The sequence below is a fragment of the Brevundimonas vesicularis genome, from assembly GCF_900445985.1.
Taxonomy (GTDB): Bacteria; Pseudomonadota; Alphaproteobacteria; order Caulobacterales; family Caulobacteraceae; genus Brevundimonas; species Brevundimonas vesicularis_D.
On record NZ_UAQP01000014.1, the window covers coordinates 779,645 to 801,764 of the forward strand.

Consider the following 22,120-nt stretch of genomic DNA (forward strand, 5'->3'; position numbering starts at 1 on the left):
CATCGTGCTCGACGTTCTGGTCATCCTGCTCCGGCTCGCGCAGTACGGCGGCGCGGTCGTCCTGCTCGGGACGCCGCTGTTCCTCCTCTACGGGTTGCGCGGGTCGGACGCGGTGGCCCTCGGCTGGACGAGATCCTTGCTGGTCAGCGCGGCGGCCGTGGTCGCCATAGGCTCCGCCGCCGCCTTCGCGGCCCAGACCGCTGTGATGGCGGGCTCGCTGACTGAAGGTCTCAAGCCGGCGACGCTCGGCTTCATGCTCACGGGCACGAGCCTCGGACCCGCCTTTCTCGTCCGGACGCTGGCCGCGTTGCTCGCGCTTCTTGCGCTCATTCAAGACAAGCCGTCCCGCGGCCTGTGGAAATTCGTCGCTGTCGCCGGTCTTATCGTCGGCGCCAGCTTCGCCTGGACGGGACACGGCGCGGCCACCGAAGGCGCGGGGCGCTATGTTCATCTGACGGCCGCGATCCTGCACAGCTGGGCGGCGGCGGTGTGGCTCGGCGCGCTCGCGGCCTTGCTGATCCTGACGTTGCGGCGGCGGTCAGAAACGGTCGATGGCGATAGGATCCTCTATCGAGCCCTTCACGGATTCGCCGGCGTCGGATCCGCATCGGTCGCCGTCCTGGTTCTGAGCGGACTGGTGAACAGCTGGTTCATGGTCGGACCCGATCGTATCGCTGGCCTCTTGAGCACGCCCTACGGTCTGCTGTTGACGGGCAAGCTCGTGCTCTTCGCGCTCATGCTGGTTCTGGCGGCCGCGAACCGCTTTTATCTGACGCCCCACCTCGGCAGCGCCCTGGACGATCCCGAGTATCTTGGCCCCGCCATTTCACGGCTGAAACGCAGCTTGGTGATGGAGACCCTCCTCGCCCTGGGGCTGCTGGCCCTGGTGTCCATCATGGGAACCCTGGCTCCGGTCTCGGCCATGGAAATGGCGATGTAGCCGTTGGCGCGCGCCGAACGCGCTGGAGCCAGGTGCGTCGCACGCGCTCTTGGGACCGGCTGCGAATGGCCGTTGGCCCAGCGACCTGGACCCGCCTAGACTGCTCAAGAATTGAGGGGGCGCGCCGTGTCAGATCGAGTTCGTGATCTTATTGAACAGTGGCGGCGCGACCCGGCTGCGACCTACCAGACCTGGTTCTTGTGGGACGAGCGTCTGAAGAATTTCCGCTCCATCCGTCGCGGCATCGGCCAGGTCGTCAAGGAGATCGAAGCAGGCCGGTTCGGCGTGGCCTATCGCGGGTCGTCGCTGGAGACGATCGTTCATTCGGTGGCCGAACAACGGCAGATTTTCAAGGGCGCGGACCATGCCTTCCTCTGGAAGCCCAAACTTCGCATCCCGGACATCTACGAAAACCCGGCCAATCAACGCGCTTTCGGCCGGCTCCTGCATCACTGCAGCTGTTGTTCGACAGCAACGGAAATTCTCGCGGGCATCCGCACGATCGACCAACTCCGAATCAAGGGACTCGGGCCTGCAGTGGCCAACCTGATCTATTTTCTCCATCCCACCCACGTTTCGCCGTTCAATACCGCGATCGTCAACGGCTACAACGCGATCACCGGATCAAAGGTCAAGCTCGGGAGCTGGGAGCACTACCTTGCGATGCGGCAAGGAATTTTGGCCCTCAACGCTCGCTACAGCGATCTTCTGTCCAACGATCTCGGGGCGATCGCGGGCTTCCTGTTCGACGTGGGCTCCGGCCGTTATCCCGCGCCGCCCCTGGACGACGAGAGTCTGTCCGCCAGCGGCTGGGACGCGCGGCTGGCCGAAGCGCGCGCCGAAGCGGTCAAGTTCGAGAAGACCGCGCTCCAGCAGGGCGAGACGGACCGGACCCACACAGAGATCCAGGCCTGGGTCCGTGATCTGGGTCGCGCGCTGGGCTACAGGGTCTGGATCGCGTCCAATGACCGCGGGCGCCAGCACGAGGGCGCACGCCTGAGCGAGGGCTGCCTAGAACAACTACCGCCGTCGCTGGCGAACGGTCCAGGCGCCGAGTCCATCCGGCTGATCGACGTACTCTGGCTGGAGGGAGACGCGGACCGCGTGGCGGCCGCCTTCGAGGTCGAGCATTCCACCACGATCTACTCCGGTGTCGTGCGAATGCTGGACCTCGCCCTGTCAGGCGAACTAAACATCTCCGCCGGCCTTTTCCTGGTCGCTCCCGACAGCCGCGAAAACGATGTGCGGGCGCAGTTGCAACGTCCGGCCTTCAGCCGGATCGCCGATCTCAATGTGCGCTATCTGCCCTACGGAGAACTGGAACGGCACCGGGCATCAATCGCCCGCTTCGGAACCGGTCTCAGGGCTCTGACCGAGATTTCGCACCGCGTGACCTGATCGTCGGTGACTGGCCCGCCTCGCATCCAGGTCGTTCTGGCTCACAGGCCTGATAGGCAAGAGCGCGATCCTCCAGCCGCACCCGCCAGGTGATCAGCATGGCATTAAGCGCGGTGAACACCACTGCTATCCAGACCTGGCCGAAAACCAGCGGCAACATGGCGATCTCAAGAGATGCGATCCAGTAGTTGGGATGACGAATGACCCGGAAGGGCCGGATCGGACTAGCGGCGCGCCGGGCAGGTGATGATCCGAGTGGTCCAAAACCGGCCAAGGTCGCGATCACCCCGCTTGCTCCAGCGCGCTCGTCGTGCTCTCGGCCATCAGGGCGACTGCGTGTTCCAGGAACAGGTCGTTCCGCTCCGCGAAGCTGTGCGGCTGCAGATACCAGTCCATTGGGACGCACGAATGCCGTGTGTCGATCAAGGCGTTTCGATAGATAGGCGCCAGCCGCTCGAAACCGCCGTGGGTCGTGGCGAACATTTCGGCCCCGTTGGCCGCGACGTCCTCTTGCCGCAGGATGTGCGGCGGCCAGGCGGTGGTCAGGGCGGCGAGACGCGGTGGTGAAGTCCGGTCGTTGTCTCTTGGCAGAGCTTCCTGTGATCGAGCCGTCGCCTGCCTCATGGCTCCCGCTTGCGAACCGCACGCGCCATTTTCAGGTCGCGGGAGATCCGTATCCACAGCAGGATGAAGCCCGAAATCACAATGCTCAGGGTCAAGGCGGTAGTGATGATGATCAGGGGGTGATTGAAGTCCTCGCCGTCGTTCCAGTCCATGACGTGCAGTCGCCAGAAGAAGTCGAAGATCCGCCACACGCCCGAGCGGCGCGTCACCACTTCGCCTGTCGCTGGCGACAGGTAGAAGGCCGTCTTTTCGCGGTCGGCGAAGTCTACCCGCCACAGCGGTCCGGTGCGTCCCGTCTCCTCGGGCGCCGTCGCCAGAAGAACCGCGCCGGAAACCCGCGCCTCGCCCTTGTACGCGCCCTTGGCGAAGGCCGAGGCGTCGGCGGCCGACATCGGTCCGAACGGCCGGCCGGTCGCGGCGGACACGACGACTGGCTCGCCCGACGCCGGCTTCAAGGTCCAGGCCGCCCCCCGCGGCGTCGTGTGAAGCTCCGCCTGGACAGGCGCGACGCCCGCTCGGCGCGCGATCTCGCTCAGTGCCGGAAGCGCGCCGAGCTCCAGCGGGCTCGGCTTGAGGTCAACCGCCCGATGTTCGCCGCGCACCGTCTCGATCGGAATGGCCGTCATCACCAGACCGCCGCCGACCCAGAACAGGACCTGAAGGCCGACGACGAGCGCAATCCATTTGTGCAGCTGGGTGGAGAGCTTGAGAACCTTCATCCCTGGGCCTCGCCTAGCCGTGACGCGCGAAGACGCGCGTACCGCCGCCCTTGAGGATCAGCAGGGTCTCATAGGGCTCACGTTGGCCGTCTGGCGTCTCCATGCCGGGAGACCCCAGCGGCATCGCCGGCACTGCGAGGCCCACGGCCTCGGGACGTTCGGCCAGAAGCTTGCGGACATCCTCGGCCGGCACATGGCCCTCGAGGACATAGCCGCCGATCATGGCCGTGTGGCAGGAGGCGAGCGCCTCGGGCACGCCTTGGGTGCTGCGTATAGAGCGAAGGCTCGGGAGTTCGTTGACCCGCGCCTTGAAGCCGGCGGCGCGCATGTGATCCACCCAGGCCGTGCAACAGGCGCAGGTCGGGGTCTTGTAGACCGCGAGCTCGGTCGATGAACGGGCGCCCGGAGCGCAGGCCGCGACGGCGACGGAGCCGGCCCCCGCGGCCAGAAACGCACGGCGTGAAAGGGTGGGCATCGATCTCATGGGTCCCTCTGGCGAGCGATATCTGGAGGCCGCCGATGACGGTCGCCGCCGCGATCAGGCGGCGGGGCGGAAGGGCCGGGCCGAGGAGTGATAGACGTCGAACCTCCACTCGTCACCCCGCTTGCGCAGGACGCTCGTGGCGGCGCCGCGGCGCTCTATGGGGGCCCGGGCTCCGTCCTTGAAGGTGATGTGGAAGGTGTAGGTCTCGCTCACGAAGGCGGTGTCGCCGTCAACCTCGACTTTCATTTCGTGGTTGCGGAAGTCGAAGCCGGCCAGATCGGCGAATTCGGGCCCGAGATGGTGCTCCAGATAATAGGCGAACGATCCCTCCACGCCGCCGTTCTCGAAGGTCTCCGAGTCGGTCCAGAACAGGGCCGGCGTCTGCGACACGTCCATCCGCTCGATGGCGTCCTTGTAGGCGGTGACGACCGCTCGGACCTGGGCCTCGTCAGCGGATTGCGCATCGCCGGGGGCGTGCGCCGAGCCTGGCGTATGGGCCGAGCCGGGGGCGTGGGAGCGGGCCGGCGCCTGTGATTGAGCTTGCGCTTGGCCGGAGGTCGCGAGGAGGGCGGCGACCGCCGATCCGGCGAGTGCTGAACGGAACATCATGGTGCAGTCTCCTGGTTTGCCGCGGCCGCAGTAGAACCCGGTCCGGCGAAGTAGATGAAGAACGAGGCGTTCGGGCGACGACGGACCCCAAGGCCGTCAGAACATCAGATGCCTCATGCCATGGGTCAGCATCCCGCCCAGCAGGCCGTTGACCACCACGGCGGCGGCGGTCACGGTCAAAAGACCGATGTAGATCAGCTCGCGCCCGCGCCCCGGCCGGCGGACCCATTGTTCCTTCGCCCACCAGCTCAGCAGACCGAGCGCGGCGATCGAGGTGCCGAGCCACCGATGGTAGAGGTGAGTCACATCGTCCTTCCCGGGCAGCCCCATAGCGAACCATCCCAGCGCCACCGCGGCGACCGCGGAGATCGCCGCCAGGGCGATGATCACCCGCGTGCCCTGGGTCAGGACCGGCCGACGCAGCGTCAGGGCGGCGATCTCGAGGAGCGCGGCGACGAGGAACAGCGCGATCGGGAAATGGACGGCGGCGGGATGCATGGCGCCGAGCCAGCGATACAGGCGCTGGGGCATTGGCTTGGGACCCTCGTCCGCCGTCATGGCCCCGTGGTCCATGTCCATAGCCATCCCCGGCATGGCCATCACGCCGCCTTCTGGCACGGCGCCCGCCGGCGCGGCGGCCTGGGCACGGGCCGCGGCCTGCTTGTCATGATCCTCGTGCGCGAACGCGGGCGCGCTGACAGACAGCGCCACCACCAGGGCGATCCCCGACAGAAGTTTGCGTATCGACATTGTTCTCTCCCATCCCGTCCCTTCTGCTAACTACGCACCGGGGAGGCCGTCCCCTCGTTTGAGGGATTTGGCTTGTTTCGGCGTAGTAGGGATTAGGGGCGCAAGGAGAGTGTTCGATGGCGCGTAATTTGGATGATCTTTTGGCCGGATCGGCGGCGACGCCCTTGGGCCGGTCGCTCGACGGGCTCGAACCGCTCGTCTGGAGCCGGGTCGACGCGCTTCGCGGCGAAAGGCTCGCGTCGCAACTGCGTTTGGGGGCCGTCGCCATGGCCCTGGTCACCGGCCTGACGGCAGGCGGCGTCGGCGCGGTCGCCGCCCCCAGACCGGCCGGGGAGATGGCCATTTTCACGGTCGACGCGGGCCTGTCGCCTCTGGTGAGACTGGAAACCGGCCGATGAAGCGCGGCTGGCAGGCCATCGCCCTGACGGCCGTCCTGGCGGCGGTCGCCAGCGGCGCGGGCACTTGGATCAGCGCCAGCTGGGTGCTGAGCCGGCGCGAACCGCCATCCCTGCACGACATCGTGCACCACGACCTGAAGCTCTCGCCCGACCAGCTGACCCGCATCGACGCAGTCGAAGCCCGGTTCGCCGCGCGCCGGCCCGCGCTCGAAGCGGACGTCCGCGCGGCCAATCAGGAACTGGCGCGCGCGATCGCACGGAGCGACGGCGACGGTCCCCAGGTCCAGGCGGCGGTGGACCATTTCCACGTCGCCATGGGCGCCTTGCAGAAGGAGACGATCGCCCACGTCTTCGAGATGCGGTCCGTTCTGACGCCGGCCCAGGCCGAGGTATTCGACGACCGTATCGTCGAGGCCCTCGCGCCCGACGAAGGCTAGCGTTCCGCGTGGACAGCCCCAACGACCTGTCAGCCCGCGCCGCCGGCGGGGACCGGGCGGCCTTCAGCGAGTTGATGCGGCAGACCAAGACTTCTCTGTTCCGTTTCGTCCGGCGCTATGTCGGCGATGAACAGGACGCCTGGGACCTGTTGCAGGACACCTATGCGGCGGCCTGGATCAACATTCGCCGCTACGACCCGGTCCGACCCTTCGAGGCCTGGATCCGGACCATCGCACTCAATAAATGCCGGGACTGGAGCCGTCGCCGCTTCGTTCGGCGGCTCATCCGGGGCGGCGTCGACCTGTCGTCGCCGGAAGCCATGTCCGTGCCGGACGGGGCCGAGGCGGTGGATGACCGGATGGATGCCAGCGCAAGGCTGGCGCGGTTGAACGAGGCTGTGAGCCATCTGCCGCCGCACCTCAAGGCTCCGCTTCTGCTGACGGCGATCGAGGGGCGCAGTCAGGCGGAAACGGCCGGGATGCTGGGTGTCTCCATCAAGACCGTGGAGACCCGCGTGGCGCGGGCTCGTCGCAAGCTGTCCGAGGCGCTGGACGACACGCCCGCTGTCCGGGCCGCTCTTGAGTGATCAGCTCGAGGGTCCTCGGAACCTTCGTCGCGCCTTAGCCCCGCTCGGGCCGCAGCGGCGCTCCGTCGATCGACCTCCAGGCGGCGAGGGATGCGGCGCCCGTCCGCGTATTCTAGTATGAGGGCGTCGCGGGAAATCGACCCGATCATCGCCCTTTTCTTTCAGGAGCTTGTCACATGAGAGTCCCGATCCTAGCCGCCGCAGCGGCGATCACCTTGGGCGCCTGCCAGCCGGCCGCCGACCCTCAACCGGTCGAGGCCCAGACGGCGCCGGGCGCCTCGGCGACGACCCCGATGGAGGCCGCGCCGGTCGCCACGCCCGAGCCGACCCCGCAGCCGCAGGCCGCCGCATCAGCCCCGGCGCCGTCCCCCCGGGCCTCGACGCCCCGACCGACCCGCCCCGCGCCGGCGCCAGCACCCGCCCCGACGCCGCCGCCGGCCGATCCGATGGCCGGCCATGACATGTCGAAGATGGACGGCATGACCATGCCGCCCAACCAGTAGTCCACGTAAGCATCAGGAAGTCTCTCATGAACCGTTCAATCCTCACCAGCCTGGCCGCTCTGGCGGCGCTGGCTCCCGTCTCCCTCGCCCAGGCCCAGAGCCATTCGCACGCGGGCATGTCGGCGCAGGATCACGCCGCCATGCAGGCCCCCGCCAACGGCGTCGTCACCGCGCCCGCGGACAACGCCATGCTAGCGGTCGCGCCGACGACCTTCTCGGCGACGTTCCCGCACGCCATGACCCTGACCTCTCTCAGGCTGACGGGCCCTGACGCCCGGTCCATCGACGTGGCTGTGGTCGACGACGCGGCGCCGGTCACCACGGTCAGCGCGCCCCTCCCCATCCTGGCCCCCGGATCCTATTCCGCCGCCTGGGCCGCGAAGGGCGCCGACGGCCACCAGATGAACGGCCTCGTCCGTTTCATGGTTCACTGAGGGATCGGCCTCCCGCCTCCTGAGGGGCCGAAGCCGGATGTGGAAGGAACGCCGCGCGACCTGCCGCGCGGCGTTTTTCCGTCGTCGATCAGCGGTCGGCTCCCCGGCTGACCCCTCGCGATGGTCTTTCAGCCCTGGGCTCAGTCGGCGCGCCGTGATCGCCGGCCGGCGCGATCCATCCGGCCGGGGGGCGAACTACGCTCCTGAAGGTGGGGCGCCAAGCTCGCCAATGTCCGGGTCACAACGTGGGCGTCGCCGAAACCGCGTCCTACAGCTTGGCCAGCCTCCGGGTCGTACAGAATGGTGAAACAGCCCAGCGCCTTGGCCGGGCGAATGTCCCATTCCAGACTGTCTCCGACGACACAGACCTCGGGCGGATCGACGTTCAAGGCGGCAAACACTCGCCTGAACGCGCCCGGATCGGGCTTGCCAACGCCGACCTCGCCTTCAATCTGGATATGATGGAAACGCGAAGCCAGACCGAAACGCTCGATCTTGGCGCGCTGCAGTGGACCGGCGCCGTTGGTGAGCAGCGCGAGCCGGTATCCAGCGTCCCGCAGTTGGACCAACACGGCGTCCGCCTTGGGTTCGAGCCGCATCTGCCGGTCGCGATGGAGGCTGAAGGCGTCGGCGATGCGCTCTGCGATCTCGGGAGATACCGTTGGACTACTGTCGCGCCGCAAGGCCTCGAAGGCTTTGGCTGCGATGACGCGCCGGGCCTGCTTCGGGTCTGCGCGGCCCACGGCGTGGCTGTCCGGATCGCTCCAGAAGGCCCGCCCCGCCTCCGTCAGGGCGCGCGCTGCAACGTCCGGAGCGAGGTCGCCAAGCTCGGTCTGGTATACCTGACAGACGCTGCGCCACGCCAGATCAGGGCGGCGATAGGCTGAGAGCAGGGTGTCATCCAGATCGATCACGACGGCCCGGATCCGCCGCCCCGCTGTCATTGGACAACACCGGGCCGGTCACCGGCCGGCGCAAGGCACAGGCTGTAGCGAGGCCCTGGCCCCGGCGGGGGCGTCCTGACAACCGACCCGTTGCGTGCCTGTGGGGGCGCCGGCGTCAAGACAAGACCCGCCGCCGCTTCGCTAGAACCACGCCCGAATGCCGACGACCAGCCGGGTGTCTTCCGAGCTTCGCCCGTCAGCTTCCAGGAAGTCCGCCGTATTGCCGAAGCTCTTGGTCCATTCGACGCCGACATAGGGTGCGAATTCCTTGCGGAACTCGTAGCGCAAGCGGGCCCCGATCTGGAGCGTCGACAGGCCGGACCCGATCCGGAGTTCGGGGATGTCCTCCGCCGACAGCACCACCTCGGCCCGGGGCTGCACGATCCAGCGATTGGTGATCCGCTGATCATATTCGGCCTCCGCCCTCGCCGTCAGTTCGCCCTTGTTGGACAGGAAGGCCGCCGCATCGACCTCGAACCAGTAGGGCGCCAGACCCTGAATGCCGACGACCAGATCGGTCCGGTCGCCCTCGGGCCGGTAGGTCTGCCGCAGGCCGGTCTGGAAGTCGAAGAAGGGCCGGAACGCCCGGCTGTAAAGGGCTTGGACCTCGGCTTCCTCGACCTCGCCGTCGAAGTCGCCCTCGACTTCCGACTTCCACCAGAAGCGGTTGATGTCGCCGCCGGTCCAGCCCTGCGCGTCCAGCGCGTAGCCTTCTTCGCCGTCTCCGAAACTCGCTTCGAGCTGGTCGATGATCACCGCGGTGGTCCGCACGTCGCCATTCTCGACGCGAAGCTGTTCGCGGGCCGCCGCCATCTCCGCGGGATCGAACAGGGTATCGGCGGCGTGAGCGGGGCCGCTGGTCGCCCCGGGCGGAAGGGGCATTTCCGGAGGGCGTCCCGGGTTGTCCGCGCTGGTCGGCACGTCGGGCGGCATCGCCATGGCCGACATGTCATGACCCGGGGGCATCTGCCCCATGGTCGACATGTCATGTCCCGCCGGCATGGCCGACGCGGGCGCGGTCTGCCGCATCGTTGACATGTCGTGCCCGGCGTGGGGATCCGGCTGAGCGGCGGCGGCCGGCTGCTGGCCGCTCTGCATGGTCGACATGTCATGTCCCGCCGGCATGGCCGGCGCCGGCGCGGTCTGGCCCATCGTCGACATGTCATGTCCGGCGTGGGGATCCGGCTGACCGGCGGCGGCCGGCCGCTGGCCGCTCTGCATGGTCGACATGTCGTGGCCCGCCGGCGTGGCCGGCGCGGGCGCGGTCTGCCGCATCGTCGACATGTCGTGCCCGGCGTGGGGATCCGGCTGACCGGCGGCGGCCGGCTGTTGGCCGCTCTGCATGGTCGACATGTCATGTCCCGCCGGCATGGCCGGCGCGGGCGCGGTCTGGCTCATCGTCGACATGTCGTGCCCGGCGTGGGGATCCGCCGACGCCGGCGCGCGCTCGGGCACGGCGCCGGTCGGGCAGACCGGCGCCCCGGGCGTTCCGACGCGGGACGGATCCGCCGTCGGCGCGCCGCGCCGGACGCAACCGGCGGGCAGCTGGACGGCGGTCTGGACGGCGTTAGCCGCCGCGCCGTGCCCGGCGTGGCTCTGGGCGAACACCGGGCCGGCCGAGGCCGCGAGGAGCAGAGGGACGAGACCCACGGACCGACGGATCATGACGAGGCTCCTGACATCGGGCGGACGGTGACGACGTTGAACATGCCCGCGTGCATGTGCATCAGCATGTGACAGTGGAAGGCCCAGTCCCCGGGATTGTCGGCGGTCAGGTCAAAGGTGACCTTGCCGCCGGGGAGAACGTTGACCGTATGCTTCAGCGGTTGGTGGCCCGCCGGTCCGCCGGTCACCAGTTCGAAGAAGTGGCCGTGCAGATGGATGGGGTGGGCCATCATGGTGTCGTTGACCAGGGTCACCCTCACCCGCTCGTTCCGCTCAAAGCGGATCGGCTCGACCAGTTCGCTGAACTTCCTCCCGTCGAAGCCCCACATGAACCGCTCCATGTTGCCGGTCAGGTGGATCTCCATGGTCCGCGACGGGGGACGCTGGTCCTTGTTGGGCGTCAGCGAGACCAGGTCGGTGTAGACCAGCACGCGGTGGGGTACGTCGGCCAGTCCCGTCGGGCGCTCGCCCATGCGGTTGGCCGGCGCCATGGCGATGGCGTCCACGCCGACCCCCACCGCCATGTCCGGCGGGGCGTTGGCGGGATCGCGCATGTTCATGCCGGCCATGGAGCCGTGGTCCATCCCGGTCATCGCACCCGTGGACTGGGGCGCCATGGCGCCGTGATCCATCCCGGCCATGGTGCCGCCGGAGGCGCCGGTCATGGCGCTATGATCCATCCCCGCCATGGCGCCGCCCGGCTGGCCCCCCATCGAGCCGTGGTCCATGCCGCCCATGCCGCCCATGTCCCCCATGCCCATGTCCTTCATGGTCAGGTTGGGAACCTCGCGGAGCGGCGGAACCTCGGCGGTCATCCCCAGGCGCGGAGCAAGGGTCGCCCGCCCCATGCCGGAACGGTCAATGGCTTCCGACACGATGGTGTAGGCCCGGTCCTCGGTCGGCCGGACGATAACGTCATAGGTCTCGGCGACGGAGATCTGGAACTCGTCGGTCTCGACCGGACGCACGTTCTCGCCGTCGGCCTGGACCACCGTCATCGGCAGGCCGGGGATGCGGACGTTGAAGATCGACATGGCCGAGGCGTTGATGATGCGCAGTCGCACCCGTTCGCCGGGTCGGAACAGGCCGGTCCAGTTCTCCTGCGGGCCGTGTCCATTGATCAGATAGGTGTAGGTCGTCCCATTCACGTCGAGGATGTCGCGCGGGTCCATCCGCATCTGGCCCCACATGCGCCGTTCTTCCAGGCTCATGCGGTCCTCGCCGGAGAAGAGGCCCGCCAGGGTCGTGCGCTGCCGGTTGAAGTAGCCGGGGCTCTTCTTCAGCTTGTCGAGGATTTCGTGCGGATGCATGAAACTCCAGTCCGACAGGACCAGCACATGCTCGCGGTCGTAGGCGACCGGATCGGCGCCGGCCGGATCGATGACGATCGGCCCGTAGTGGCCGAGCGCCTCCTGCAGGCCGGAGTGGCTGTGATACCAGAAGGTGCCGGACTGCCTGATCGGAAACTCGTAGACGAAGGTCTCGCGCGGCTTGATGCCTGGGAAGCTGATCCCGGGCACCCCGTCCATCTGGAAGGGTAGAAGAAACCCATGCCAGTGGATCGAGGTGTCTTCGTCCAGGGTGTTCGTCACCGCCAGACGGACGTTCTGGCCTTCGCGCAGCCGCAACACCGGCGCCGGCAGCACGCCGTTGATGGTCGTGGCCGTCGCGGTGCGCCCGTTCACGGTGAAGGGCGTCTGACCGATGGTCAGATCGATATTCGGCCCAGTCAGGGTAGGCAGGTCCGACCGCAGCCCCGGCGAGCCCGTCTGCGCCCAGGCGGGCATCAGGCCCTGCAAGGCGGCGAGACCGCCGCCCGCGACGGCGCCGCGCAGCAGCAGTCGACGATCCAGCTTCATAAGATACTCCTTAAAGTCAGAACCGCGCCTCGGCGAGGCGACGATCTATATGGTTTTACGCAGGCGACCCGGTCGCCCCTCGCGACACGCTGCCGCAGAGCCGACCGGGCCGGAAACTCCCGTCGCCTAGCGCTGGATCAGCGCCGCGCCAGAAGAGCCTTCATCTGGGCGATCTCCTGTTCCTGGGAGCGGACGATTTCCTCGCACAGACCGAGCACTTCCGGATCCGTCAGCGAGGCTTGCTGGCACATCAGGATGGCGCCGGAGTGGTGCGGGATCATCGAACGCAGGAACTCCGTGTCTCCCACCGCCGCCTGGGTCCGCATACCCCAGAAGCTGACCGCAAACACCAGGGCGGCAGCCCCGCCGATCAGCAGATTCGTCCGTTTCGACGGATACATCGACCGCATGAACACCAGCATGAGGATCGCCATAGGCGAGACCATCATCAGCGTCATGTAGACGTTGTTGAGGTTGAAATAGAAGTGATTGAGGGACGCGATCATCGTGTACATCACCAGGTACATGATGATGAAATCCAAGACGAGCTCGAAGCCGAAGGAACGGTAGCTCCCCTTCATGGCGTGCATGGTCTTCATGTTTTCCATCGATTGTTCTTCCTCTACTCGCAAATCTGCAACGGGACTTCTCGCCGACGCCGGATCATCCTGCGCTGGCGGGATGAGCCTCCAGCCAGGCGCGCAGCTCCGCGATGTCCGCGGTCTGCATCTCGATCGTCTTCTGCGCCATGCGCCGGATGTCGGCGTCCTGGCTTTCGCGCAGCACCACCTGGGCCATGTCGAGGGCGCCCTGGTGATGCGCGATCATCTTGCGAGCCCAGGTCTGGTCCGTGTCGACCCCGGTCGCGGCCATCATGGCCTCCATCATTTTCGCTTCGGCCGGCGCGAACGGCGGCTCACCGCCTCCGCCCGGCGCTGCCGCACCGGCTGCGGCCCCCACGTTTGTTTCGAGCCAACGCTGGAGCTCGGCGATGTCCCCGGTCTGCATCTCGACGGTCTTCTGCGCCATCCGGCGAATGTCGGCATCCCGCGTGTCGCGCAGCACGATCTGGGACATATCGAGGGCGCCTTGGTGATGGGGGATCATCTTGCGGGCCCATGCCTCTCCGGCGCTGGCTCCCGTCGCCGACCTCATGGCCTCGTGCATCCTCGCCTCGGCGGCGGAGAAGGGCGTCTGCGCCATCGCCATGGGCTCCGGAGTCTGCGCCGACTCGTCGGCCTTGGAGGCCGCCGGCGGCTCGGCGGCCGGGCTGCACGCCGCCACGAGGAGAGCGGAACAGCCGGCGAGCAGAACGGACGAGCGTGTGAAGGTCAGGTTGAACATCGGGTGTCTCCGGCGTGGGGCGGCGCCGGCGAATCGGCCGGCGGCTAGTTGACGAAAGCGCCGCGGGGCGGCGGCGGGACGCGGACTTGAACCGGGATCTCGGCGCCGTTGCGCAACCGGACATGAACGCCAGTTAAATCCGGGTCCTCCGACACGGTTCCGCCTTGATCAAATATACCCGAACGCTGTTGGATCAGGCGAGGGATCGGCTGCCGGAGTGCGTAATGGCGCAAACGCCGGTCGTCGCCTTCTCCTGGCCCCGGTCCCCCATGCCGCCCCCGTTAAAGTCTGACCGCACGAAGCCGCAGCGCATTGCCGATGACGCTCACGGAGGACAGGGCCATCGCCAACGCCGCCAGAGCCGGCGACAGCAGGAGGCCGAAGACCGGGTACAGCAGCCCCGCCGCGACCGGGATGCCCAGGGCGTTGTACCCGAAGGCGAAGACGAGATTCTGGCGAATGTTGCTCATCACCGCCTTCGACAGCTTGCGGGCCCGGACGATGCCCTGGAGGTCGCCCCCCAGCAGGGTGACGCCGGCGCTCTCGATCGCCACGTCGGAACCTGCGCCCATGGCCACACCAACATCGGCGGCGGCCAGGGCCGGGGCATCGTTGACCCCGTCGCCAGCCATGGCGACGATCCGGCCCTCGGCGCGCAGCCGCTCGACGACCGCCGCCTTGTCCTGCGGCAGGACCTCGGCCTGGACGTCGTCTATGCCGAGCCGGCGCGCCACCGCCTCGGCCGTGGTCCGGTTATCCCCGGTCATCATCACCAGGCGCAGGCCCGCGGCCTTCAGATCGCGAATGGCCCCGGCGGTCGTCGCCTTGACCGGGTCGGCGATGCCGAGGACGCCGGCCGCGGCCCCGTCCACGGCCACGAAGATCGCGGTGGCGCCGTCCTGGCGTAGCGCCTCGGCCTCGGCCTCGAGGGCGGCGACATCGACGCCGATCTCGCCGAGGTAGCGGCCGTTGCCGAGCGCCACGCGGCGGCCGTTGACCACCCCGGTGACGCCACGCCCGACCGGGCTGTCGAACTCCGAGGCCTCCGACAGCGCGAGCTTGCGATCCGTCGCGGCGCGGACGACGGCGTCGGCCAGCGGATGTTCGCTGGCCCGCTCCAGACTGGCGGAGAGTCTCAGAAGCTCGGTCTCGTCGAACCCGGCGGCGGGCCGGATGGCCGTCACCGACGGTCGCCCCTCCGTCAGGGTACCGGTCTTGTCGAGCACCAAGGTGTCGACCTTTTCGAAACGCTCCAGCGCCTCGGCGTTCTTGATCAGCACCCCGGCGTGGGCGCCGCGCCCCACCCCGACCATGATCGAGATCGGCGTGGCCAGGCCCAGGGCGCAGGGACAGGCGATGATCAGCACCGACACCGCGGCGACGAGGGCGTAGGACAGGCGCGGCTCCGGACCGATCAGGCCCCAGACGACGGCGGCGAGAACCGCGATGGCGATCACGGCCGGCACGAACCAGCCGGACACCTTGTCGGCCAGCCGCTGGATCGGCGCGCGGCTGCGCTGGGCCTGGGCCACCATCTGGACGATCTGCGCCAGAAGGGTGTCGGCGCCCACCTTGTCGGCCCGCATCACGAACGAGCCGGTCTTGTTGAGCGATCCGGCGACGACCTTGTCGCCGACGTCCTTGGTCACCGGCATGGATTCACCCGTGACGAGGGACTCGTCGATGGTCACCCGACCGTCCAGAATCTCGCCATCGACCGCCACCTTCTCGCCGGGGCGGACGCGCAGCCGGTCTCCGACGGCGACCATGTCGAGCGTGACGTCCTCGTCGCCGCCGTCGTCACGGAGCCGCCGCGCGGTCTTGGGCGCCAAATCAAGCAGCGCCCGGATGGCGCCGGACGTCTGTTCGCGGGCGCGCAGCTCAAGAATCTGGCCCACCAGAACCAGGACGGTGATGATGGCCGCTGCCTCGAAATAGACCGGCGCGCTGCCGTCCATCCGGCGGACCGCCGCCGGGAACAGAGCCGGCGCCAGCACCGCGACCACGCTGTAGATCCAGGCCGCGCCGACGCCGATGGCGATCAGGGTGAACATGTTGAGGCTGCGGTTGCGGAGGGAAGCCCAGCCCCGCTGGAAGAACGGCCAGCCGGCCCACAGCACCACGGGCGTCGCCAGCGCGAACTGGATCCAGTTGGAGGTTTGGCCCGAAATCCGCATCGCCAGTCCGGTCAGATGGCCGCCCATCTCGAGCGCGAAGACGGGCAGGGTCAGGACCGCGGCAACCCAGAGGCGGCGGGTGAAGTCGATCAGTTCGTGATTGACCGGCGCCTCGGCGGTGACGGTCTCCGGCTCCAGCGCCATGCCGCAGATCGGGCAGGAGCCCGGGCCCTCCTGGCGCACCTCCGGATGCATCGGGCAGGTGTAGATGGCGCCCGGGATGACAGGCGCCGGTTGCCGGGCCTCGCCGAGATAGCGGTCCGGATCGGCGATGAATTTGGTCCGGCAGCCCGCCGAACAGAAGAAATAGTGCTGGCCGTCGTGGACGGCCCGATGCGCCGCGGTCGCGGGATCGACGGTCATGCCGCAGACCGGATCGACCGCCTTCGCGCCGCCGTCGGCCGATTTGGCCGAACAGCAGCTGTGACCGGCCGGATGCGAATGGGAGGGCATGGACATGGCGGGCTCCTTGAAACAGCTGGACGCCAGATATACCCTATGGGGGTATCGCGCAAGGCGCTGTCCTGGGGTAGGGTCGAACGGTCAGAACGAGGAATTGGATGCAGACGGAAACCAAACCCAAGGTGTTGAACCGCCTGAACCGGATCGAGGGCCAGGTTCGCGGCATCGCCCGGATGGTCGAGGAGGACCGCTACTGCGTGGAGGTCCTCACCCAGCTCCAGGCCGTGCGGGCCGCCCTGCTGCGCGTCGAGAGGGAGGTGCTGAAAGACCACCTCGACCATTGCGTCATGGGGGCGATGACCGGCGACGATCTCTCCGATCGCAAGGCCAAGGCCACAGAACTGATCAACCTTCTCGGACGCGCATCGCGCTAGCGCAGGATATTTCCCTAGACGGCCTGTCGGATTGGTTCGGCGAGCGTCCTAAAATATCCTCTCGGGTAGTAGGGCCGATCGGACACGCCGATCTGGCCTGTCCGGGGGCGTGTGGGCCCCGGACCGGAACTTGCCCAAGAGATGATCCCACAGGCTGATGAACAGGCCGAAAAACCCACGGAGAATCACGGGCGCATAGCGAAGACGTGGAGCCTGCATCTGCGCCTAGGCCAGGACCTTGAGGCGCCGACCGACCAGGCCCCACGGGCGACGGCTCCGGGCGCCGGGTCCTCAGACGGCTTGAGAAGCACCCCTTCAAGGCGTGGATCCAGCTTATACGCCTTGACGCCGAGCCGTTCTCTGAAGCCCGCCACGATGCGGTCCGGCTGGGCCTCAGGGCTCGACAGGGCCGTCAGGGAGGGCGGAATGACGAGGCGAGGGCCGGCCCGATCAGCGCCAGAAAGCCCGATGACGATCGCCTGACGGCTCGGGGCGCGACGGTCGTCCAGAACCACGCGGGCCGAGCCCGCGCGAGCCACGGTCAGCTGGATTGCGACATGGGCGTGGGCGACGTGGTCTTCGTGCGGGCCCGCATGGGCGGCCGATCCATCGCCCATGGAGAAAACCGCGCTCGATGAGATCCAGGCCATCGTTCACCATGGCCGCGCCGGTCTGTGGGCTGAGCCGGTGGCGCGCGTCATCGCGCCTTCCGATGAAAACCTGCAAGCCGATCGCCATGAGCCCGCGAGCGGCGCAGGATCAGATCATGGCCTTTTCTCCAGCGCGGCAGGCCTGATCCCCAGATGCGACAGAATGAGGGATGGAGGCGACCGATGCGTAGACCAATTAAGCGGTCCGTCCTGTGCCGCCTGCCTTTGGGGGGCCATCGTTCATGACGTCCGTTTCTCCGACTCACGAAGGCTACCCGGCTGATCTGATGGCCCTGACCAGCCTGCGGGCCTTCCTGGCCATGGGCGTGGTGCTGTTCCACTACCAGCTTCAGTGGGATCCGGCCCTCGGCTACAGCCCGATCATCGAGCGAAGCCGGCTGGCGGTCGACGCCTTCTTCATGCTGTCGGGCTTCATTCTGGCCCACGTCTACGGCCCCGCTTTCGCCGCAGGAACATTCAGCTACAAGCGCTTCCTCGTGGCCCGCTTGGCTCGGCTCTATCCCCTCCATCTGGCGATTTTGGGCGGTGTTCTGATCATGGTGCTCGGAGCTTCAATCTCTGGCGTTCCGTTCGATCTCTCGACCTATACGACAGAGGGCTTCTTCAAGACCCTGTTCCTGGTGCAGGCGTGGTTTCCAAGCGAAATCGGATACAATTGGAGCGGCCCGTCCTGGTCGCTCTCGGCGGAATGGTTCGCCTATCTGCTGTTCCCGGCCTACGCCCTTCTCTCGATCCGGATGAGACATCGTCCTTGGTTCCTGCTCGGCTTGGGCATCGTCAGCTATGTTGTCATCGACGCGGCCTACGTCTCAACCTTCGGCAAGGTTCTGCCTCGGGCCGAGGACGACATGGGCATCTTGCGCATAGCGCCGGCCTTTCTGATCGGCATGGCGCTCTACGGCTTGGGCCATCGCTGGCGCTGGAGCCGGCCCGTCGCCATCGCCGCCGCCCTGGCTGCTACCCTCGTGTTGCTCGGCGCTATGCAGCTGTCGTTGGACGACCGGATCATCGTCGCCCTCTCAGCCCCCGTTATCCTGACCTGGTCCCTGCTCGCACGCGCGGACTGCGAGGGGCCTCTCGCCGCCCCTGCGCTGGTTTTCGCCGGTGAAGCCTCCTTCGCCCTCTATCTCGTGCACATGCCCGTCCTCGTCGCCTTCAAGGGCGTGGTCGCCGAACTGCGCGGCATCGACAGCGCCTTCCGCATCACGCCAGTCGAACTGGCAGGGTTGTTCGTCGTCACGGCGCTGATCGCGGCGGCCCTGCATCTGCTCGTTGAGAAACCTGGGCGAACCTGGATCCGACGCCGGTTCGAAAGCCGGCGAGCCCGGCCCGCAGCGCCGGCCTGACCCCGGGCCACGAGACGTGGGTACTGCCTCGGCGTCGGTCAATCCCGACCGGTCGGCGCCGCACTGGCGCCGCAGCGACCCGCAGCCCACCAAGAAAACATTTTGAGAATGATAGTGAGTCACTCCCATGCCGCCCCTTACCACGACTGGCGGATCGATCAATGTTCGCATCGTCGCAGCCGTCAACGGAGCTCCCGACCTCCGCCATCACGTATCCACCTGAAGGACGAATCCTAGCCATATCGTGATGCGGCAACCTCGACCGTTGCCATTGGGATCGGGTCGCACTATGGCGGATGAAGGAGCCGTTCAATCTTGTCTCGCCTGTTTCGCACCATTTGCGTCAGCCTGTGCGCCGCCCTCGTGGCGACGTTGAGCCTGCATGGGGTTCAGGAAGGGCGGCACCAGATTGCCCATGCGTCGGATTGGCCGGCAGTCGCGATCGGCCACGGTGATCACGCAGAGATCGCGGACGTCGATCATGGCTCGCTGCACGTCCATATCGCCCCCGACGCGCCGGCCGAGGATCCACTGGATCAAGCCGAAGACGGCGAAGACGAGGGCGAGGCCGGGCGTCCAGCAAGCCATCACCACCATACGAGCGGCGACAGCCACACCGCCATCCCGATCCTCAACCGCGATCTGAGCCCCCTCGTCGCCATGAACGCCGTGCTGATCCAGCCGGCGGGCGATGGCGCACGTCCGGCCCACGACGGCGACGGGCCTGAATACCCTCCCAGACGGACGCGCACGATCATCTGATCCGACGCGGCCAATCGGTCGCGCGTGCACCCCCGTTTCCCGGAGAGAATCCCTTGAAGACCCCATCGTCCGGCATTGCCGGGCCGTGGGCGCGACAGACGGCCGTGTCGGCCCTCGCGCTCATTCTGGCGGCCTCGCTGCCGCCGACCCTTGCTGTCGCACAGGATGCGGCGGCCACGTCCACCGCGCCTGTACTGTCGCTGGACGAGGCGCTGCGTCGAGCCGCCCTGGTCGATCCCTCACTGGCACCGACCCAGGCCCGGCGACAGGCGTCGCGGGCAGCCGTGCGTCAGGCGGACGTTCGTCCCAACCCCACGCTTGGGGTGATGGTCGAGAACTTTCCGACCATCGGCGGAGGCGACCTGTTCCGTCGGACCGAGACCACGCTCACAGTCGAGCAACGGTTCGAGCGGGGCGGTGACAGGTCCGCCCGTGTCTCTCTCGCCGAAGCCGAAGGGCTGCTGGTCGACGCCACCGCGCGCATTCGCCAGTTGGACCGGCTCGAACAGGTGCAGCGCGCCTGGGCGGAAGCTCTGGCGGCTCAGGCCGAGTTGGAGATCGCCCGCGAGCGCCTTGACCTCGCCGAACGGTTCCAGACCGAGGTCGGTCGCCGCGTGGACATGGCGCGCGATCCTCTGTTCGCCGGGGCGCGCGCCGAGGCCGAACTGGCTCAGGCCCAGATCGACTTCGATCAGGCCGGGATTACCGTCCGGGTCGCCAACATTTCGCTGGCCCGGTTCTGGGATGGGTCATCGGACTTCACCCTTGGCGCCGAGACCTTCGCCGACACCCGGTCGGCGCTCGACGTCACGGATGGGGTCGCCCAGGCGGACCTGGACATCTTCGTCGCACAGCGCGACATCGCCGTCGCCCGGGTGGCGGTGGAGACGGCCCGCGCCCGGTCGGACGCCACGGTCAGCGCCGGCGTCCGTCACTTCGGGGACGGCAACGACCTCGGCTTTGTCGTCGGCGCGTCGATTCCCCTTGGTCGCTACGACCAGAACCTCGGGGCCATCGACCGCGCCCGAGCGGAGGGGCTGGCCGCCGAGGGTGATCTCGCCGCCGCCCGCATCGACCGTGAACGTGAGATCGCGCGCCTGCAGGTTCAGGTCATGGCCCGAGCCAGCGAAGCTCGCAGGATCGGGCAGGAAACCCTTCCCCAGGCCGAGCGCGCCGTCGTTCTGGTGCGCGACGGCTTCAACAGGGGCGGCTTCACCTACAACGACGTCATCTCCGCCCAGACCGCCCTGCTGCAGACCCGCGCCCGCCGCGTCGCGGTGCTCAAGCAATTCCATATCGATCGCGCCCGCCTCGACAGACTGACCGGCGCGCACGGCGCCCTGATCCTCGCCCTGGAGACTCAACCATGATCCGCCTGACACCTTCGCGGCGCTGGCTCGTTGCGTCCGCGATCGTCCTCGCCTTCGCCGCCGCCGCTTGCGGAGACAAGCCCGCCGAAAAGGCAGGCGAAAACGGCGAGGCTGCCGCCGCCGACTATGAGCGTGGCCCTCACCGAGGCCGGATGCTCCGCGACGGAGACTTCGCCCTTGAGATCACCATCTTCGAGGAAGGACCAGAGCCCCTGTTCCGGCTCTATCCCTATCTGAAGGACAAGCCGCTCGATCCACGTCAGGTCCAGGCGACCATGGCCCTGACCCGTCTCGGGCCGAAGGTCGATCGGTTCACCTTCATCCCGACCGAGGACTATCTCGCCAGCCCCGGTGTCGTCTCCGAGCCGCACTCCTTCGACGTGGCGGTCGCGGCGACCCAGAACGGCAAGCGATCGACCTGGGCCTACCAGTCCTATGAGGGTCGCACCGTCATCTCAGCCGACGCCGCCCGCGCCGGTGGCGTCACCACGCAGCGCGCCGGTTCCGCAGTCCTGGGCGAGTCTCTGCCGTTGAGCGGTCGGGTCGAGATCACGCCTGAGGGCCAGAGCGATGTCTTCGCCCGCTATCCGGGTCGGGTGATGGCGTTGAACGTCGAACTGGGCCAGCGCGTATCGCGAGGCCAGGTTGTGGCGCGGGTCGAGTCCAGCGAGAGCCTCCAGACCTATTCCGTCACCGCGCCGATCTCCGGCGTCATCATGGCCAAGAACGTCAACGCCGGGGCCATCACCGGCGCGGGCGGCGAGCCGATGCTGGTGATCGGCGACCCAACCCGCCTCCATGCCGAGTTCGCCCTCTATCCGCGCGATGCAGAACGTGTCCGCCGGGGCCAGCGGGTCGAGGTCACCAGTCTGGCAGGTGACCACCGTTTCAATGGCGTCATCGAAACCATCCTGCCCGGCTCTGATCCGATGAGCCAGACCCTGATCGCCCATGTCGAACTGGCCTATCAGGGCGGCGTCTGGCGGCCGGGCCTGGGAGTACAGGGCACCGTTCAGGTCGGTGAGGGTGCAGTGCCTCTCGCCGTCCAGACCAAGGCCATCCAGCCGTTCCGCGATTTCCAGGTCGTCTACGCCAAGGTCGGCAACACCTATGAGGTGCGGATGCTCGAACTGGGCCGAAGGACCGACGAGTGGACCGAGGTGCTTGGCGGGCTCGAACCCCGAACCGAATACGTCGTGGACGGCGCCTTCCTCATTCGCGCGGACATCGAAAAGTCCGGCGCGAGCCATGATCACTAGGGGG

General features: G+C 67.7%; 25 protein-coding genes. 12 read left to right on the plus strand and 13 right to left on the minus strand.

Annotated elements, in window-relative coordinates; all coding sequences use genetic code 11:
- Nucleotides 1-4: 4 nt before the first annotated feature.
- Complete coding sequence (gene copD / locus DT343_RS12855) at nt 5-940, plus strand: copper homeostasis membrane protein CopD (protein ID WP_088582512.1); 936 nt, start codon at nt 5-7, stop codon at nt 938-940.
- Nucleotides 941-1,066: 126 nt separating this feature from the next.
- Nucleotides 1,067-2,338 (plus strand): type II restriction endonuclease, encoded by a 1,272-nt coding sequence (locus DT343_RS12860; protein WP_088582921.1) that lies wholly within the window; start codon nt 1,067-1,069, stop codon nt 2,336-2,338.
- On the opposite strand, the gene DT343_RS18180 is transcribed toward DT343_RS12860, so the two are convergent.
- The 6 genes from DT343_RS18180 to DT343_RS12890 form a co-directional block, all read right to left on the minus strand.
- A complete protein-coding gene (locus tag DT343_RS18180; RefSeq protein ID WP_353738806.1) occupies nt 2,301-2,498 on the minus strand; it encodes a hypothetical protein in 198 nt (65 codons plus the stop codon). The two genes, DT343_RS12860 and DT343_RS18180, sit on opposite strands and share 38 nt — an antisense overlap.
- A gap of 122 nt (nt 2,499-2,620) precedes the next feature.
- Nucleotides 2,621-2,962, minus strand: a complete 342-nt coding sequence (locus DT343_RS17245; protein WP_088582511.1) for a hypothetical protein — start codon at nt 2,960-2,962, stop codon at nt 2,621-2,623.
- Entirely contained in the window at nt 2,959-3,681 is a 723-nt protein-coding gene (locus DT343_RS12875; RefSeq protein WP_088582510.1) for a PepSY domain-containing protein, read from the minus strand. Before DT343_RS12875 ends, DT343_RS17245 begins: the two co-directional genes overlap by 4 nt.
- Before the next feature lie 13 nt (nt 3,682-3,694).
- On the minus strand, nt 3,695-4,165 hold the full coding sequence (locus tag DT343_RS12880; protein ID WP_306418727.1) for a DUF411 domain-containing protein: 471 nt from the start codon (nt 4,163-4,165) through the stop codon (nt 3,695-3,697).
- A gap of 54 nt (nt 4,166-4,219) precedes the next feature.
- On the minus strand, nt 4,220-4,774 hold the full coding sequence (locus DT343_RS12885; RefSeq protein ID WP_112863188.1) for a YybH family protein: 555 nt from the start codon (nt 4,772-4,774) through the stop codon (nt 4,220-4,222).
- Between the two features lie 96 nt (nt 4,775-4,870).
- On the minus strand, nt 4,871-5,524 hold the full coding sequence (locus tag DT343_RS12890; RefSeq protein ID WP_088582507.1) for a DUF2231 domain-containing protein: 654 nt from the start codon (nt 5,522-5,524) through the stop codon (nt 4,871-4,873).
- Between the two features lie 116 nt (nt 5,525-5,640).
- Here DT343_RS12890 and DT343_RS12895 point away from each other — a divergent pair, with 116 nt between their 5' ends.
- From DT343_RS12895 to DT343_RS12915, 5 genes are all read left to right on the plus strand, one after another.
- Nucleotides 5,641-5,922 carry a hypothetical protein gene (locus tag DT343_RS12895; protein ID WP_088582506.1) on the plus strand — a complete coding sequence of 94 codons (282 nt, stop codon included), beginning with the start codon at nt 5,641-5,643 and terminating at the stop codon, nt 5,920-5,922.
- Nucleotides 5,919-6,359 (plus strand): Spy/CpxP family protein refolding chaperone, encoded by a 441-nt coding sequence (locus tag DT343_RS12900; RefSeq protein ID WP_088582505.1) that lies wholly within the window; start codon nt 5,919-5,921, stop codon nt 6,357-6,359. Before DT343_RS12895 ends, DT343_RS12900 begins: the two co-directional genes overlap by 4 nt.
- A gap of 8 nt (nt 6,360-6,367) precedes the next feature.
- Nucleotides 6,368-6,946, plus strand: a complete 579-nt coding sequence (locus DT343_RS12905; RefSeq protein WP_245159370.1) for an RNA polymerase sigma factor — start codon at nt 6,368-6,370, stop codon at nt 6,944-6,946.
- Between the two features lie 176 nt (nt 6,947-7,122).
- Complete coding sequence (locus DT343_RS17250) at nt 7,123-7,449, plus strand: hypothetical protein (protein WP_135194141.1); 327 nt, start codon at nt 7,123-7,125, stop codon at nt 7,447-7,449.
- A 26-nt stretch (nt 7,450-7,475) separates the two neighbouring features.
- On the plus strand, nt 7,476-7,883 hold the full coding sequence (locus DT343_RS12915; protein WP_052004988.1) for a copper resistance CopC family protein: 408 nt from the start codon (nt 7,476-7,478) through the stop codon (nt 7,881-7,883).
- A gap of 140 nt (nt 7,884-8,023) precedes the next feature.
- Here the strand turns inward: DT343_RS12915 and DT343_RS12920 are convergent, their stop codons facing one another.
- The 6 genes from DT343_RS12920 to DT343_RS12945 all read right to left on the minus strand — a co-directional run bounded on the left by DT343_RS12920 (nt 8,024) and on the right by DT343_RS12945 (nt 16,331).
- Nucleotides 8,024-8,797, minus strand: a complete 774-nt coding sequence (locus tag DT343_RS12920) for an HAD family hydrolase (RefSeq protein WP_164952667.1) — start codon at nt 8,795-8,797, stop codon at nt 8,024-8,026.
- A gap of 171 nt (nt 8,798-8,968) precedes the next feature.
- Nucleotides 8,969-10,492: a copper resistance protein B gene (locus DT343_RS12925; RefSeq protein WP_245159369.1), complete on the minus strand. Its 1,524-nt coding sequence runs from the start codon at nt 10,490-10,492 to the stop codon at nt 8,969-8,971.
- Nucleotides 10,489-12,351, minus strand: a complete 1,863-nt coding sequence (locus DT343_RS12930; protein WP_112863189.1) for a copper resistance system multicopper oxidase — start codon at nt 12,349-12,351, stop codon at nt 10,489-10,491. Before DT343_RS12930 ends, DT343_RS12925 begins: the two co-directional genes overlap by 4 nt.
- 137 nt (nt 12,352-12,488) lie before the next feature.
- Nucleotides 12,489-12,959 (minus strand): DUF305 domain-containing protein, encoded by a 471-nt coding sequence (locus DT343_RS12935; RefSeq protein WP_112863190.1) that lies wholly within the window; start codon nt 12,957-12,959, stop codon nt 12,489-12,491.
- A gap of 55 nt (nt 12,960-13,014) precedes the next feature.
- Nucleotides 13,015-13,695: a DUF305 domain-containing protein gene (locus DT343_RS12940; protein WP_052004990.1), complete on the minus strand. Its 681-nt coding sequence runs from the start codon at nt 13,693-13,695 to the stop codon at nt 13,015-13,017.
- 281 nt (nt 13,696-13,976) lie between these two features.
- Nucleotides 13,977-16,331: a heavy metal translocating P-type ATPase gene (locus DT343_RS12945; protein ID WP_112863191.1), complete on the minus strand. Its 2,355-nt coding sequence runs from the start codon at nt 16,329-16,331 to the stop codon at nt 13,977-13,979.
- Nucleotides 16,332-16,432: 101 nt separating this feature from the next.
- Between DT343_RS12945 and DT343_RS12950 the strand changes: the two genes are divergently transcribed.
- A complete protein-coding gene (locus DT343_RS12950) occupies nt 16,433-16,708 on the plus strand; it encodes a metal-sensitive transcriptional regulator (protein WP_035308104.1) in 276 nt (91 codons plus the stop codon).
- 185 nt (nt 16,709-16,893) lie between these two features.
- Here DT343_RS12950 and DT343_RS12955 read toward each other — a convergent pair whose 3' ends face one another.
- Nucleotides 16,894-17,325, minus strand: a complete 432-nt coding sequence (locus DT343_RS12955; RefSeq protein ID WP_146756751.1) for a hypothetical protein — start codon at nt 17,323-17,325, stop codon at nt 16,894-16,896.
- Between the two features lie 275 nt (nt 17,326-17,600).
- Here DT343_RS12955 and DT343_RS12960 point away from each other — a divergent pair, with 275 nt between their 5' ends.
- The 4 genes from DT343_RS12960 (at nt 17,601) to DT343_RS12975 (ending at nt 22,116) form a co-directional block, all read left to right on the plus strand.
- Nucleotides 17,601-18,725 (plus strand): acyltransferase family protein, encoded by a 1,125-nt coding sequence (locus DT343_RS12960; RefSeq protein ID WP_112863193.1) that lies wholly within the window; start codon nt 17,601-17,603, stop codon nt 18,723-18,725.
- Nucleotides 18,726-19,040: 315 nt separating this feature from the next.
- A complete protein-coding gene (locus DT343_RS12965) occupies nt 19,041-19,487 on the plus strand; it encodes a hypothetical protein (protein ID WP_088582500.1) in 447 nt (148 codons plus the stop codon).
- Nucleotides 19,488-19,540: 53 nt separating this feature from the next.
- On the plus strand, nt 19,541-20,857 hold the full coding sequence (locus DT343_RS12970) for a TolC family protein (RefSeq protein ID WP_112863194.1): 1,317 nt from the start codon (nt 19,541-19,543) through the stop codon (nt 20,855-20,857).
- On the plus strand, nt 20,854-22,116 hold the full coding sequence (locus DT343_RS12975; RefSeq protein ID WP_035308110.1) for an efflux RND transporter periplasmic adaptor subunit: 1,263 nt from the start codon (nt 20,854-20,856) through the stop codon (nt 22,114-22,116). The genes DT343_RS12970 and DT343_RS12975 overlap by 4 nt, the downstream gene beginning before the upstream one ends.
- The last annotated feature ends 4 nt before the right edge of the window (nt 22,117-22,120 follow it).